Raw genomic sequence first — 15835 nt, forward strand, 5'->3', positions numbered from 1 at the left:
AACAAACTGATTATCAGATTAAAAAACAAAAAAACGAATAATATAGTGTACATATATATTAAAATAGTATAATCAACAAACAAGGGTTTAAAATAATTTTATAGACATAACAAATAAACCCTTTATAATGAAAACATTAACCTTTAAAAAATTAATATTCATTTTATTGATTTTACACTCAATCAATTTAATAACACAACAACAAAATTGTTCTTTTGACGAAATAAATCAAGAATATTACCAAAACAATCCTAAAGAATTAAAAAAGATAATCGCTTTTGAAAAAAAAGTTCGACAAAAACAAAGATCATTAAAAAACAGCTCAAATAGAAAAAACTCTAAATACATTATTCCTGTTGTTTTTCATATCTATGGAAGTGAATTTCCAGATTTAAGTGACGGAACGAAAGTTAACGTAAATGAAGAAGTTGTAACTCAAGCCTTAAAAGACATTAATGAAGATTTTAAAGGATTTAATGATTTTGTAGATCCAGCTTTTGCGAATCTTGAAGGTGGTATGAACATTGAATTTAAACTAGCGCAAATTGATCCGGATGGAAATACTACAAACGGAATTATTTGGCATGAAACAAAAGAAGGTTTTGGTTTAAATGGTATTAATGATACAGAAATTGCAAAATTCGCTTGGGATAATTATAAATACATGAATGTACACATTCAACTAATTCTTAAATCTGGAAGTAGAACTAATTCTGGTATTGCTTGGTTTCCTGCAGAAAACATGTCAGATAAAGGAACTGCAAGAGTTGTATATAATGGTAGATACATGCTTTACACTCCTCCAGCATCTTCACTTACTCATGAATTTGGACACTGGTTAGGATTACACCATACATTTAATGGTGGATGTGTAGCTGATGTTTTTGAAAATGGAGAAGTTACTAGTGGAGATAAAGTAGCAGACACACCTCCTTGTACTTCTGGTTTGGCTTCGGAAGCTGGCGGAAAATCATGTAAAACGGGAGTTAGAAATTGCTTTAATCAATTAATAAACTATCAAAACCACATGGACTATAACCCTTGCGAATCTATGTTTACTAAGGGACAAATTACACGTATGATTTCATTCTTAGATCATCCTGCAAGAAAAACTATTTGGGCAGAAACAAATTTAATCTCTACAGGTACAAAAGTTAACTTAGGACCTAGAATTCTATTTAATTATCAAAAAAAAGAAGATGATGAAATTGATAAAGCTTTAACTTTCTTAGAAGACTTCACAAATAATGGAACAATTCAAAACAAAAAAAGATTAAAAGCTATTGATGGAGCTACATTTGCTGCTACTGGAAAATTACAATTAGGTGTTCATTTTACAACAGAAGGAGTTCCAAATGGTTTAACTCCAATTATTAATGTAATTGACACTACTAATGCCATTATTTCTTTCTCAGGTAATGCTAAAAACCACAATGAAAATGACAATGCTACTATAAAAATTACCTTATTAGATTCTGCCATTTCGGGAGGTGTTTCTTCATTATTTTCAACAACAGGTACCTTTAAAATAAATTTTATAAATCCCTATCAAACATATTACGAAGCCTATTCTCCTTTTATTCATATAGGGTATTCAGGAACCAATTTTGCTTCAGATGTAAACTCTAGTTTTAATTCCTTAATTATTGGAGGTAAATTTAGAACTAAACTAAGGGTGTATAATGGTAATACTATTACTTTAGATAATATTTCTCAAAACTTTCAAATTTTATGTAATACAAATACTAATAATATTAAATACCTTTCTGAAGGAATTAATATTAATGATGGTATCTCTGGTACATGGACTAGTAAGCCAGAAGGAGTAAATTCTCCCCCTATATTAACCAGTAGTTCATATACTAATTGGCGTAATAAAACTGGATATATTGCTATTAGAATAAACACTTTGACTGCAGGATTTGTATACGGATGGCTTAGAACCAAAGTTTCTTCAAATGGAGAAGAAGCTTCTATAATGAATTTAGGTCTCAATCCAGAACCTGAACAAGCAATTATAACGCAATTTCTAAGGCCTCATTTATTATATGATAATGACAGATTTATAGAAAAAAGCCAAAATGACAATACCATACAGAATGAAATCATAGTTAATCTTAAAAATGCAACTTTTGCTAAAATTGGTGCTTTAAAAAGAGGGATACATTATTCTGTAGAAAATGTTCCTTCTGGTTTAACTTTTAAAGTAAATTCTATCAATTCTAATCAAGTTAAATTAAAAATGGAAGGAATTATAGATGGCGTAAATGGTCGAAGTGACTGGTTAGTATCTAGAAACATTAACTTTAAATTTTTGAACGAAGCTTTTATTACAAATCAACAAGTAGAAATGAAAGCGTTTAAATTTAGTGTTGAAAGAGTTGGAAAATCTTTTATTGGAACTAATATTAACAAACCTATTTTTAATAGCGGTAATACTACAGGAGGACAATTTACATTAATAAATGCATATGATTTAATTCCCTTAATTAGTTCTACATTTCAAATTCAAGAATACCCTGCTTCAAATACAGCCAACAAATATCCTGGTATCAAATTAATTACTTGGAGAAAAGATGCTATAGCAAATAATAATTATGAATTAACTCCATTAACTAAAGGAACAATTATTGGTCCTAATAGTTCTTGGCAAAATGGTCAAGAACCTCACATTGGTAGAGGACAACATATGATAGTTTCCGACTCTTATAAAGCTTGGCATGGTAGATCTGCATATTTTGGAGTACGAATCAGAAGATCTGGAAGAATGTATTATGGTTGGGGTAAAATGCGAGTAAGTTCAAACGGTACCCAAATTACTATGGAAGAATACGGTATAAATGGGATTCCAAATGCAAGTATTCGAGCTGGAGAATTATTCTCTGATGATGTTAACAATTATTGTGATGCTTCTGCTACCCATGAACCAGATCACATTAAGAGAGTGACATTTGCAAATCTAGATCATTCAACAACAAGATCAAATAACGGATATAGCAATCAAACAGGATTTACTGCAAAACTAGTAAAAGGTAAAAGTTATAACCTAAAAACAATAATTACGGGAAACAGTACAAATGAAGTTTACGCTTGGTTTGACTGGAATCAAGATAAGGATTTTAACGATTCTAATGAAAAAGTTCAACTCAGTGTTGATAATAATGGAAATGCCACTGCTACCATTAATGTTCCAACTAATGCAATTATCGGTGGATCAAGAATGCGATTAAGAGTTTCAAGAAACAATAATAATAACCCCTGTGGAAAAGACACAGGAAGTGGTGAAGTTGAAGATTATACTATTTTTGTTTCAAATACGGAAATAGCTACTTGTAATGATGGTATTAAAAATGGAGATGAAGAAAAAATAGATTGTGGTGGGTCTTGTAAACCCTGTGAAGTATTTACCAATATTTGTGATGCACAAACAAACGATATAAACAATACTTTAAATATCACTAATGTTAATTTTGGAGAGATTAATAACACCAGTACTTCCCACAATCCTTACAACAACTTTACGAATAAAATTACTACTCTTAAAAAAGGACAATCAACTGAATTAACAGTTACATTAAATAATAACTGGGATCTTAATAAAGTTCAAGTTTGGATAGATTGGTTTAATGATAATGATTTTTTCAATACCGAAGATGTTATTATGAAAATTTCTGGTAAAGGACCTTACACAATTAACGTTACTCCACCTAATAATTCAGTTATTAACACAAACTTAAGAATGAGAGTTCGAGCAGGTTATTCACATTTTAAAACACCTTGTGGAACAGATACTGGAATAGGTGAAGTAGAAGATTATACTATTATTGTTGAAAACACAAATACAGACAATACTCCTCCATCTAATGTTACTAACTTACAAGTTACTGATATTACACAAACAACAGCTAATTTAAATTGGACTATTGCTACAGATAATGTAGGTGTAACTGGTTATGATATTTTTAGAAATAATGAAACCACTCCTTTTCAAACTTCAACAACCAATAGCTTTCTATTAACTAACTTAACTCCTAACACAACAACAACTTACTTTGTAAAAGCTAAAGATGCTGCCGGAAACTCATCAATTAATAATAGTAACACTGTAACAGTAAAAACGTTGCCTCCTACAAATACTTCTTATTGCGAAGCTGGTAATAGAGGAACTAATTATATAGCACAAGTTACCTTCGGTAATATTAATAATTCTAGTGGTAATAATGCATATAGTGATTATACAACTACACAAACTACAACTGTATCGAAAGGACAGTCTATAACACTTACTATTACTCCTGGAATTAGTAGTAGTAATTGGAATAATAATGTAGTAGCGGCATGGATAGATTGGAATCAAAATAATTCTTTTGATGATCCTAATGAAAGAGTGCTCCTAAAAACAAGAGGTATTGGAGGTGAAACTAAAAATATAACTGTTCCTAATGATGCTTTAATTGGTGCTACTAGACTAAGAGTACGTTACAAATGGTATAGTAATCCTAATCCATGTGGAACTTCTTCAACTGATGGTGACGAAGTAGAAGATTATACTATTAATGTTATTGATTCAAATACAGACACTACTCCTCCATCTAATGTTACTAACTTACAAGTTACCGATATTACACAAACAACAGCTAATTTAAATTGGACTATTGCTACAGATAATGTAGGTGTAACTGGTTATGATATTTTTAGAAATAATGAAACCACTCCTTTTCAAACTTCAACAACCAATAGCTTTCTATTAACTAACTTAACTCCTAACACAACAACAACTTACTTTGTAAAAGCTAAAGATGCTGCCGGAAACTCATCAATTAATAATAGTAACACTGTAACAGTAAAAACGTTGCCTCCTACAAATACTTCTTATTGCGAAGCTGGTAATAGAGGAACTAATTATATAGCACAAGTTACCTTCGGTAATATTAATAATTCTAGTGGTAATAATGCATATAGTGATTATACAACTACACAAACTACAACTGTATCGAAAGGGCAGTCTATAACACTTACTATTACTCCTGGAATTAGTAGTAGTAATTGGAATAATAATGTAGTAGCGGCATGGATAGATTGGAATCAAAATAATTCTTTTGATGATCCTAATGAAAGAGTGCTCCTAAAAACAAGAGGTATTGGAGGTGAAACTAAAAATATAACTGTTCCTAATGATGCTTTAATTGGTGCTACTAGATTAAGAGTACGTTACAAATGGTATAGTAATCCTAATCCATGTGGAACTTCTTCAACTGATGGTGACGAAGTAGAAGATTATACTATTAATGTTATTGATTCAAATACTAACTTTGACGTATTTAACAGTAAAAAAAACAGATCAACCTTATTTCCAAACCCTTTTAACGAAAGTTTTATTTTGGATGTAACTCATTTTAATAAAACTAAGTTTGAAATTAGTATTTATGATATTGTAGGAAGAATAATTTATCATAAAAAATATAATGAAAATCAAAATAAAATAGAAAACCTAGGATCTCATATTAATGTACCGGGAAATTATTTCTTAAGAATTCATTCAAATCAAAAAACAGAAATTTTAAAACTATTAAAAGTTAATCAATAACTATAATTACTCATTTTTATTTGTCTATTGAACCAAGAACTCTTTTCATAAAGTTATTTAAAGCTTCTTTCTTTGGGGTTCCTTCTTTTATCATTTTATCAACTTCAATTGCTCCATACATATTAGAGATTAACTCTCCAATAACATCTAATTCTTCATCTTTTAATGATGGAACTTCAGTTAAAGCTTCTAAAGTTTCGATAGTTTCAATAATATAATCCTGATCATTTTCTTCGATAAACGAAGTTAAATGCTTAATTACTGGTAATTTCATAACTATAATACTTCTTCTACTAATTCTTTAAGAACATCAAACTTATTTGTTTGAACTTGATTTACAAATTTACCATCAACAAAGGTTGCAAAAGTAGGTAAGTTATCTACAGTAGCTAATTGTCTACTTTCAGGAAATTTCTCAGCATCAGCAATTACAAAAGAAACATTTTCATTCTCGTTTGCTAATTTTTTGAACTTTGGTTTCATTATTCTGCAGTTACCACACCAAGTTGCAGAGTATTGTACTACTACAGTTTTATTTTCTGAAACGATATTCGTTAAATTATCGCTATTTAATTCTTGTACCATTTTTGTATTCTTTTAAAAAAAGAGAGTTCAGAAAACCTGAAACTCTCCTTTGATATATTATTATAATATTAGTTTACAGCTAAGTATTCAGCAGTAGCTTTTGCATTTGGTTGCATAGCTGCTTTTCCTTCTTCCCAGTTAGCTGGACAAACCTCTCCTTTTTCTTGTACGTGAGTATAAGCATCGATTAAACGTAAATATTCGTTTACATTTCTACCGATTGGCATGTGGTTTACACCTTCGTGTACAACAGTTCCTTCCTCATCAATAATATATGTAGCTCTGTAAGTTACGTTATCACCTTCTACTTGTACAGTTCCTGTAGCTTCGTCATATACTTCATTAGTAATATCTAAAATTCCTAATATAGAAGATAAGTTACGGTTACTATCAGCTAATAATGGGTAAGTAACACCTTCAATTCCTCCGTTATCTTTAGATTGGTTTAACCAAGCGAAGTGTACTTCAGGAGTATCACAAGAAGCTCCAATTACTATAGTATTTCTTTTCTCAAACTCTGGTAAAGCAGCTTGGAAAGCGTGTAATTCAGTAGGACATACAAAAGTGAAGTCTTTTGGGTACCAAAATAATACTACTTTCTTCTTGTTATTTACTGCTTCTTCTAAAACGTTTAATTTGAACGTGTCTCCCATTTCGTTCATTGCATCTACGTTTAAGTTTGGGAACTTTTTTCCAACTAATGTTGCCATTCTATTATTTTTAAAATTGAATTATTATTTACATTGTTTTTCAAAAACAGGTGCAAAATTACATTCTTATTGGCCCGAAACAAATCAAATTCTAAATGAAAATCTTATTTAATCATAAGAAAATTCAATACTAACCAAATCGCTTTTATTGTATCTTTATAAAACACTAAAAAACAAATAAATAAATCATGAAATAGCTAAAATTTATTTTAATATAAAATTTATAGATAAAAATAATACATGCTTTTATTGTAATTTTGAATTCGAACTAACTTAAAAAAAGTCTTATAATAATGAACGATAGTAACAAACACTCTGGAGACATTTCAAAATGCCCTTTTCATAGCGCTCAAAAAAAGCCTGCTGGTGGAGGAACAACCAATAGAGATTGGTGGCCAAATGAATTAAAATTAAACATTTTACGTCAAAATGCTACAAAGTCTAATCCTATGGGAGAAGATTTCGATTATGCTGAAGCGTTTAACAGTATAGATTATGCTGCATTAAAACAAGATGTTATTAATTTAATGACAGATTCTCAAGATTGGTGGCCAGCAGATTATGGACATTATGGAGGATTTATGATTCGTATGGCTTGGCATAGTGCTGGTACATATCGTGTTGGTGACGGAAGAGGTGGCGCAGGAACTGGTACACATCGTTTTGCTCCATTAAATAGCTGGCCAGATAATGGAAATTTAGATAAAGCTCGTTTATTACTTTGGCCTGTAAAAAAGAAATATGGGAATAAAATTTCTTGGGCAGATTTAATGATTTTAGCTGGAAACTGTGCTTTAGAATCTATGGGGTTCAAAACCTTTGGATTTGCGGGAGGAAGAGAAGATGTTTGGGAACCAGAACAAGATATATACTGGGGAAGCGAAAACCAATGGCTAGGCAACGACGAACGTTACGATACTAGCGATGGTGAATTAGAAGGACACTTAGGAGCTGTACACATGGGATTAATTTATGTAAATCCTGAAGGACCAAATGGAGAACCAGACCCTTTAAAATCTGCTCACGATATTAAAATCACTTTTGGTCGTATGGCGATGAATGATGAAGAAACTGTTGCTTTAGTCGCTGGTGGTCATACTTTTGGAAAAGCACATGGTGCTGCTGATCCTGATAAATACGTTGGTGTAGAACCACACGGAGCTCCAATTGATCAAATGAGTACAGGTTGGAAAAATTCGTATGGAACTGGAGTATTAGACGATACAATTACAAGCGGTTTAGAAGGTGCTTGGACTCCAAACCCAATTCAATGGGATCATGATTATTTTGATGTTTTATTAAATTACGAATGGGAATTAACTAAGAGTCCGGCAGGAGCTCATCAATGGACACCAACTGCCGCTTCTAATGCTAGAATGGCACCAAAAGCTGGAAATCCGAATGAGAAACAAGCTTTAATGATGTCTACAGCTGATATGGCTTTAAAAATAGATCCTGTTTATAGAGAGATCTCAGAACGTTTTCATAAAGATCATGCTGCTTTTGAAGATGCATTTGCTCGTGCTTGGTTTAAATTAACACACCGTGATATGGGACCAATCGATCGTTATTTAGGTCCTGAAGTTCCTTCTGAAGAATTAATTTGGCAAGATCCAATTCCTAAAGTTGATTATACATTAACTGGAGAAGATATCGCATCTTTAAAGAAAATGATTTTAGCTTCAGGATTATCAATTTCTGAACTAGTAAAAACAGCTTGGGCTTCTGCTTCAACATATAGAGGTTCAGATAAACGTGGTGGGGCTAACGGAGCAAGAATTCGTTTAGAGCCTCAAAGAAATTGGGAAGTAAACAATCCAGAAGAATTAAATAAAGTTTTATCAGTTTTAGAAGGAATTCAAAAAGAATTTAATGGAACAATTTCAATTGCCGATTTAATTGTTTTAGCTGGTAATACAGGTGTGGAAGAAGCTGCTAAGAATGCAGGGCACGATGTTAGTGTTCCTTTTTCTCAAGGAAGAGGTGACGCTACTCAAGAACAAACAGATTTAGAATCTTTCAGCCATTTAGAACCTTTAGCAGACGGATTTAGAAATTATATCAATCCGAAACTAAAAAACGTTGCAGATGAAGATTTACTTGTAGATCGTGCTAATTTGTTAACGCTTTCTATTCCTGAAATGACAGTGTTAGTTGGAGGTTTACGTGTATTAGGAGCAAATTACGATAACTCAAAACATGGAGTATTTACTGATAATGTAGGAAGTTTAACTAACGATTTCTTTACTAATATTTTAGATTTTGCTCTAACTTGGAAAGCTACCTCATCTGATGATAAAAAATTTGCTGGTAGTGATCGTAGAACTGGCGCTACTAAATTCACTGGAACTAGAGCCGATTTAATTTTTGGTTCGAACACAGAATTAAGAGCAGTTTGTGAAGTTTACGGTGCTAATGATGGACAAGAAAAATTCGTTAACGATTTTGTAAAAGCATGGACTAAAGTCATGAATTTAGATAGATTTGATTTATAATCTTTTTTAATATTGACTAGTCTTAAATAACTACCACAGTTATTTAAGACTAGTCATCACTTATACTTAACTCCATAAATATCAAAACACTATCATATTTCCTTCAAAAAAGTGTTTAAATTTCTACTCTAGAATTTTCAAATTAGTTACTTTTTTAAATAAAATAAATTCAACAGGTTAAAAATACCCTAACCCTTTTATTAACTTATAGTTTCATAGTAATAAAACCTTTTATGTATTTTAAAAAATAAACTAGGAATATAATCACCCCATAAAAAACATCTAATTACTTTTTTCTAAATACCCTTTAACATAAATCTCTTTTACAAGAAACAACAGTATTGCCATAACTGGCGTAGCTAGTATTAAACCTAAATAGCCAGTGAATATTCCTAAAACTATTTGAGCAATTAAAATTAAAGCCATTGGAAAAGATATAGCTTCTCTTTGTATTAACGGTGTGATTATATTACTCTCTAAAATTTGTATTCCTGTATATAATACAAAAACGTATAATACATATTCTTCACCTTTTACAAATGCTATTAGTAATGCTGGAACTAATGCAACTATCGGTCCAATATTAGGAATAAAAGCTGATAAAGTAGCTATTATAGCTAACGATAAAGCCAATGGTATTTTTAATAAATACAAACCAATTCCTGTAAAAACACCTACTATTAACATTGACAAAATTTTACCTACCAACCATCTTTGTAAAATAGTCCCTATTCTTCTTATATGTTTAGAGACTATACTCCTTTTTTCCACTGGAAACAATACTGTCATTCCTTTAACATATACCGAAGGTTCCATAGAAAAAAATAGTCCTAAAATAATTATGATGTAAAAATCACCAACGAATCCAAAAATAGAATTAAAGAAAAACTTTATATTTTTTGTAAAATCTTTATTCTTGGTAGTTTGATTAATTGTATCAGCTATAAAACTTAAAGCTTCATTGGACTTTACTTTTTCTTTTACTTGATTTATAGCTTGTGGCAATTCTATTTTTAAATCTAAAATTTGTTCTGCAACTCTAGGATAAAGTAAATACAGTAAAAAACTAATTGAAATAAAACTTACGATAATTACCATTGATGTAATAATTGATTTTTTAACTCTTGGTATATGTTTTTTTATTCCATTACTAATACCATTAAATATTAACGCTATTAATACACCACCTAAAATCAAAAGCAAAATCCTAAAAGAAAAAATTAGAAACAATACTAGTAATAATATTAATACTATAATACTTGTTATTTTTATTGTCTTAGATAAAGGATTGGAATACATATATAAATCGATTAATTGTCATTCAAAAGTAATCTCTCGAATTAAAATAGTTTATCCCTAATCATTTTTTGATTAACTCATTTAAAAATAGTTATTGAGTTAATGTTAACATGTATTGAGTTAAGAATAAACATATTCTGGTTATAATTTTGTGATCGTAATTATTAACATTAAAAACAATTAACATGAGTAACAACAATAATATTTTAGGAGTACTTTTAGGTGTCGCAGCTGGAGCTGGCTTAGGTATTTTATTTGCTCCTGATAAAGGAAGTAAAACAAGAAAAAAAATAACTGATAGCGCTATAGCTACTAAAGACACGATTATCGATGAAGCTAATTCTATAAGCAACGAATTAAGTAATAAAGTAGAAAGTTTATCTAATAACATTTCTGATTCAATTCATTCGAAAAAGAGTAGTTTAGAAGATAAAATAGAGGAAATCATAGAAGATACTAGTTATAAAACTGATGAAATTATCACGAACTTAGAAGAAAAATTAAAAGTTTTAAAAGCTAAGAACAAAAAACTACAATCAAAGTAATGTCTATTTTAAAATCTATAGATACTACATCAGAAAAAGCTGTTCATAAAACCGAAGAGTTTTTAAATCATTCAAAAAAATATTATGAGTTAAAGATTTTTCAAATACTAACTTCATCTATTAGCCTAATTTTCAGATTTGCCATTGTAGGAATTTTCTTACTTATCGCTTTTATTTTTTTAGCAGTCTTCGCATCTTCTGCTATTGGAAACTATTTTGATAGTGAAATTTTAGGATATATAATTGTAGCTATTATTTTTATTCTTTTTGCTTTTGTAGGATATCTAGCAAAGAATTATATCGAGAATAAAGTAATAGAAAGTTTATCTAAAAAATATTTTGACGATGAAGAAATCTTATAGTAATCAGAAAGAAATAACAAAAGAACTAAGAAAATTAAAATTACAACGCAAAATAGCTTTTGAAGAAATAAAATTAATTAAGCATGAATTTAAAGAAGATATATCTATAAATAATTGGATAACTACAGTCATAAAAACAATTACTAGAATAGGAATATATAATCTAGCAAAAAAGTTAGTACGATAATTTTCTTAAAATTATCATAAACAAAAAAAGAAGAGTTAAAACTCTTCTTTTTTTGTGTTACCATGTATTTTAGAATTTTAAAATCTTCGTAATAATTATAAAAATTCTTCAATATATCTTTTGTTATTTACTTGCAAACAATTTAATATCATTTGCTGACACTGTTTTTTCTCCTAAAATAATTAAACGTTCAACTACATTTCGTAACTCACGAATATTACCAGTCCAATCGTATTCTTGTAATAATTTAATCGCTTCTTTAGCAAACTCTTTCTTAGGTGTACCTTGTTCATTTGCTATTTTATTTGCAAAAAACTCTACTAATGAAGGAATATCTTCTCTCCTATCGTTTAATGCTGGAACTTTGATTAAAATTACAGCTAATCGATGATATAAATCTTCTCGAAAACGTCCTTCTGCTATTTCTTTTTTCAAGTCTTTGTTTGTTGCTGCTAAAACACGAACATTAACTTTAATATCTTTATCTGAACCAACTCTTGAAATTCTGTTTTCTTGTAGAGCTCTTAATACTTTCGCTTGAGCTGATAAACTCATATCTCCGATCTCGTCTAAGAAAATTGTTCCTCCATTAGCTGCTTCGAATTTTCCTGCTCTATCTTTATTTGCTCCTGTAAAGCTTCCTTTTACATGACCAAATAATTCACTTTCTATTAATTCTGAAGGAATAGCTGCACAATTAACTTCAACCATCGGTGCTTTAACTCTATCTGATTTTTCATGTAGCCAATGTGCCACTAATTCTTTTCCTGTTCCATTAGGACCAGTAATTAAAACACGTGCATCTGTTGCTGCTACTTTTTCAATAATATCTTTAATGTGAGTAATTGCATCACTTTCCCCAATCATTTCATAATTCTTACTCACCTTTTTCTTTAAACGTTTGTTTTCTACAACAAGTTCTTTTCTATCTAGAGCATTACGAACTGTATTTAACAAACGATTTAAATCTGGTGGTTTTGATATATAATCGAAAGCTCCTAAACGCATCGTATTTACGGCTGTATCTAAATCTCCATGACCAGAGATCATTACCATTGGAATTTCTGGTTTAATCTTTTTTGCTTTCTCTAACACCTCTACTCCATCCATCTTTGGCATTTTAATGTCACAAAGTACAAGATCATAATCATTGTTCTTAATTAGCTCAATTCCTGCTAATCCATCTTCTGCTTCTTCTACTTGATAACTATCGTTTTCTTCTGAAATAATTTTTTTCAGTACACGACGAATAGCAGCTTCGTCTTCTATAATTAATATTTTAGACATATAGTATGTTTTTATTCAACACGTTTAAAATCTCTGTTTTATTTTCTTGAAAATACGATTCTTCATACTTAACAAAAAGAAATTTATCATTTTTCTTTGTAAACCTAATCAAAGACTGTTCCTCAATTAATGTATAAGCTTTAAAATCTTCCCAAAGATAATCTTCAAAATAATTTCCTTTAGTAACTAAACCTTTCTTCGTAAAATAAAAAATGTGTTTATCATTTATTAACAAACTAATAAGGTAAGTTGAAAAAATTATATAGTATGCGAAATAGTGGGATGTAGAATCAAAAAAGAAATTAATAAAAGTATTAGTTTTAAACTCTAGTAAATAGTCATATCTTACAATTAAATACAACAGAACTACTGTTATCATAGAAATTAAGTAATCCCAAAATTTTGATCTAAACAATTCAATTTTACCTAATAATTTTCTATTGTAACTCCCCAAAAAAATCATGAGTAATTCATACAATTTAACTACTACTAAAGCAATAATAAAAAATAAAATAATTTCTACAGATACTTTAAAATCAATTATACCGAACAAAAAAAATAATCCAAAGCAAACAAATAATAATGTTTTTAAAACTTTTCTTATTTTCATTTTAGTCTTTTCTACCAATAATATGAATATCTCGTTGAGGAAAAGGAATACTAATTTGATGCTCTCTGAATAATTCATCTATTCGAAAACGCAAATCACTTTGTATAATTGGTAATTGGAAACTATTATGAATTGTAAAAATCAATTCAAAATCTAGTGAACTATTTCCAAAATTTTTAAACAAAACTATTGGTTCTGGAGTTTTAAGAATTTGTCTATGTTCATCGGCTGTTTGAAGTAATATTTTTTTTACCAGTTGAACATCTGTACCATAAGCAACTCCTACCTCAACAGTACTTTTAGTTTTACTTCCATTTTGTGTCCAATTATATAAACTGTTTTTTAAATACATGTGATTAGGAATCACAAGGACTTTATTTTCGATGGTTACAGCTCTTGTTGTTCTTAATTTTATTTCAACAACTCTACCTACCTTGCCATCAATTTCTATATAATCTCCAACATGAACACTCTGATCCATAATAATGAAGATTCCAGAGATTATATCTTGAAAAAAAGTCTGGAGCGCCAAACCAACACCAATTAATAAAGCAGTAGATGCTGCAAAAACTGCTGTAATTTGAACTCCAGAACTTTGTAATGTTATTAAGAAAATAATAATGTATAACAACCATTTTCCAAAAGAAAAAACAGTGTCAAATTTATTTTTATCCTGATCTTGTAATTTTCCATTTATATATCTTTTAAATAATTTTAAAAGAAATGACGCTAGCATAATTACAGCTATTAGTATTAGTAATGACTTTACACTTATACTAATATGATCATTGTAATGAAAAGTATAGTTTAATACTTTATTAATTTCTTTCATTATTTTTTATTATGAACTATAACGAATCCATTTCCATAGATCTTTATAGTTTGGTTTTTTTCCATACATTAAAATACCAACTCTATATATTTTTGCTGCAACCCATACTGCACTCATAAAAGTAAGAATTAATATTAATAACGAAATTAAAATTTCCCACCAAGCTACACCAAATGGTATACGCATTAACATTACAATAGGTGAAGTAAATGGAATATAAGAAAATATAACTGAAATTGGCCCGTGAGGATCATTTATTACCGTAAAGAAACCTACATAAACTCCTAATATTAAAGGTAACATTATTGGTGTCATAAACTGTTGTGAATCTGTTTCATTATCTACCGCTGCACCAATGGCTGCGAATAAAGAACTATATAACATATATCCTCCAAAGAAATAGAAGATAAATAATATAAACATTTTAAGTAATGGTAAATCTAAAACTCCTTGAATTATCTTTTCAAACTTACTCATATCTGCTGCTTGTTTAATAGTTTCCATTTGTTCTGCAGAAACTTGAGCTGTTTGCATTTCTGTAAAACTAACACCAAAAATTGCTGGTAACACTACACTCAAGACCAACAATATAAGTCCCCAAATAAAAAACTGTAATAATCCTGCAGAAGCATTACCTATAATTTTTCCTAGCATTAACTGGAAAGGTTTCACGGAAGAAACAATGACTTCTATAATCCTACTTGTTTTTTCTTCGATAACACTACGCATTACAGATGTTCCGTAAATTAAAACGAACATAAACAATAAATATCCAGCAGCACCACCAGCAATAATACTAGCAACATTTTTAGCTTTTGATGATTCTTCTCCTGAAAAATTATACATTTTAACATCTGAAGAAATTTTAGATGCTTTAATTTTTTCTAAATCTATACCAAAATCTGTTAATTTAAGGTTACGCAAACGCGCATCCACCTTTCTTTCAATATTATCCATTATAGTTAATCCAGGAGAATCTTTTGAGTAAAATTCTATTGATTTCGCTAAAACTTCTAAACTATCTTTTTTTGGAATATATAACGCTCCATAATAATCACCTTCTTCTACTTTTTTCTTAGTTTCTTCTATACCTAACTTTGTATAATCTTCAAATTGTAACGTTTTTGAATCTTTAAATACATCTTTAGAAAAAATTCCTGACTCATCAACAAAAACTATTTTTTTAACTTTTTCTTCATTTTTCTTGGTCAAGAAAAATACTAAAGCTCCCATTCCTACCATTAATAATGGACTTAAAAAAGTCATAATTATAAATGATCTATTTTTAACCTTTGCAATAAACTCGCGTTGTATAATTAACTTTAACTTGTTCATC

General features: G+C 29.6%; 13 protein-coding genes. 5 read left to right on the forward strand and 8 right to left on the reverse strand.

What is annotated here, in order from left to right; genetic code table 11:
- Positions 1-127 precede the first annotated feature (127 nt).
- Complete coding sequence (locus AC2TEO_RS05765; RefSeq protein WP_442267200.1) at positions 128-5587, forward strand: GEVED domain-containing protein; 5460 nt, start codon at positions 128-130, stop codon at positions 5585-5587.
- A gap of 16 nt (positions 5588-5603) precedes the next feature.
- Here the strand turns inward: AC2TEO_RS05765 and AC2TEO_RS05770 are convergent, their stop codons facing one another.
- The 3 genes from AC2TEO_RS05770 to AC2TEO_RS05780 all read right to left on the reverse strand — a co-directional run bounded on the left by AC2TEO_RS05770 (position 5604) and on the right by AC2TEO_RS05780 (position 6882).
- The gene (locus AC2TEO_RS05770; protein ID WP_299674909.1) at positions 5604-5861 is read right to left on the reverse strand and encodes a DUF6952 family protein; all 258 of its coding nucleotides are present in this window, start codon (positions 5859-5861) and stop codon (positions 5604-5606) included.
- 2 nt (positions 5862-5863) lie between these two features.
- A complete protein-coding gene (locus tag AC2TEO_RS05775) occupies positions 5864-6172 on the reverse strand; it encodes a thioredoxin family protein (RefSeq protein ID WP_442267201.1) in 309 nt (102 codons plus the stop codon).
- Between the two features lie 68 nt (positions 6173-6240).
- On the reverse strand, positions 6241-6882 hold the full coding sequence (locus AC2TEO_RS05780; RefSeq protein ID WP_299625898.1) for a peroxiredoxin: 642 nt from the start codon (positions 6880-6882) through the stop codon (positions 6241-6243).
- 293 nt (positions 6883-7175) lie between these two features.
- Here AC2TEO_RS05780 and katG point away from each other — a divergent pair, with 293 nt between their 5' ends.
- A complete protein-coding gene (gene katG / locus AC2TEO_RS05785; RefSeq protein WP_442267202.1) occupies positions 7176-9377 on the forward strand; it encodes a catalase/peroxidase HPI in 2202 nt (733 codons plus the stop codon).
- A 282-nt stretch (positions 9378-9659) separates the two neighbouring features.
- On the opposite strand, the gene AC2TEO_RS05790 is transcribed toward katG, so the two are convergent.
- Positions 9660-10676, reverse strand: a complete 1017-nt coding sequence (locus tag AC2TEO_RS05790; RefSeq protein ID WP_442267203.1) for an AI-2E family transporter — start codon at positions 10674-10676, stop codon at positions 9660-9662.
- Positions 10677-10861: 185 nt separating this feature from the next.
- Between AC2TEO_RS05790 and AC2TEO_RS05795 the strand changes: the two genes are divergently transcribed.
- The 3 genes from AC2TEO_RS05795 to AC2TEO_RS05805 are packed head-to-tail and all read left to right on the forward strand — an operon-like array spanning position 10862 to position 11770.
- The gene (locus tag AC2TEO_RS05795; protein ID WP_442267204.1) at positions 10862-11221 is read left to right on the forward strand and encodes a YtxH domain-containing protein; all 360 of its coding nucleotides are present in this window, start codon (positions 10862-10864) and stop codon (positions 11219-11221) included.
- Positions 11221-11583, forward strand: a complete 363-nt coding sequence (locus tag AC2TEO_RS05800) for a hypothetical protein (RefSeq protein ID WP_442267205.1) — start codon at positions 11221-11223, stop codon at positions 11581-11583. The genes AC2TEO_RS05795 and AC2TEO_RS05800 overlap by 1 nt, the downstream gene beginning before the upstream one ends.
- The gene (locus AC2TEO_RS05805) at positions 11567-11770 is read left to right on the forward strand and encodes a hypothetical protein (protein ID WP_442267206.1); all 204 of its coding nucleotides are present in this window, start codon (positions 11567-11569) and stop codon (positions 11768-11770) included. Before AC2TEO_RS05800 ends, AC2TEO_RS05805 begins: the two co-directional genes overlap by 17 nt.
- Before the next feature lie 123 nt (positions 11771-11893).
- On the opposite strand, the gene AC2TEO_RS05810 is transcribed toward AC2TEO_RS05805, so the two are convergent.
- From AC2TEO_RS05810 to AC2TEO_RS05825, 4 genes are read right to left on the reverse strand one after another with little or no spacing between them, the layout of a single operon-like run.
- Positions 11894-13057 (reverse strand): sigma-54-dependent transcriptional regulator, encoded by a 1164-nt coding sequence (locus tag AC2TEO_RS05810; RefSeq protein ID WP_442267207.1) that lies wholly within the window; start codon positions 13055-13057, stop codon positions 11894-11896.
- Complete coding sequence (locus tag AC2TEO_RS05815; RefSeq protein WP_442267208.1) at positions 13050-13667, reverse strand: hypothetical protein; 618 nt, start codon at positions 13665-13667, stop codon at positions 13050-13052. Before AC2TEO_RS05815 ends, AC2TEO_RS05810 begins: the two co-directional genes overlap by 8 nt.
- 1 nt (position 13668) lies before the next feature.
- Positions 13669-14499: a mechanosensitive ion channel family protein gene (locus tag AC2TEO_RS05820; protein WP_442267209.1), complete on the reverse strand. Its 831-nt coding sequence runs from the start codon at positions 14497-14499 to the stop codon at positions 13669-13671.
- 9 nt (positions 14500-14508) lie between these two features.
- Complete coding sequence (locus tag AC2TEO_RS05825; protein ID WP_442267210.1) at positions 14509-15834, reverse strand: ABC transporter permease; 1326 nt, start codon at positions 15832-15834, stop codon at positions 14509-14511.
- Position 15835 lies beyond the last annotated feature (1 nt).

The organism is Tenacibaculum aquaeponti, assembly GCF_057221555.1.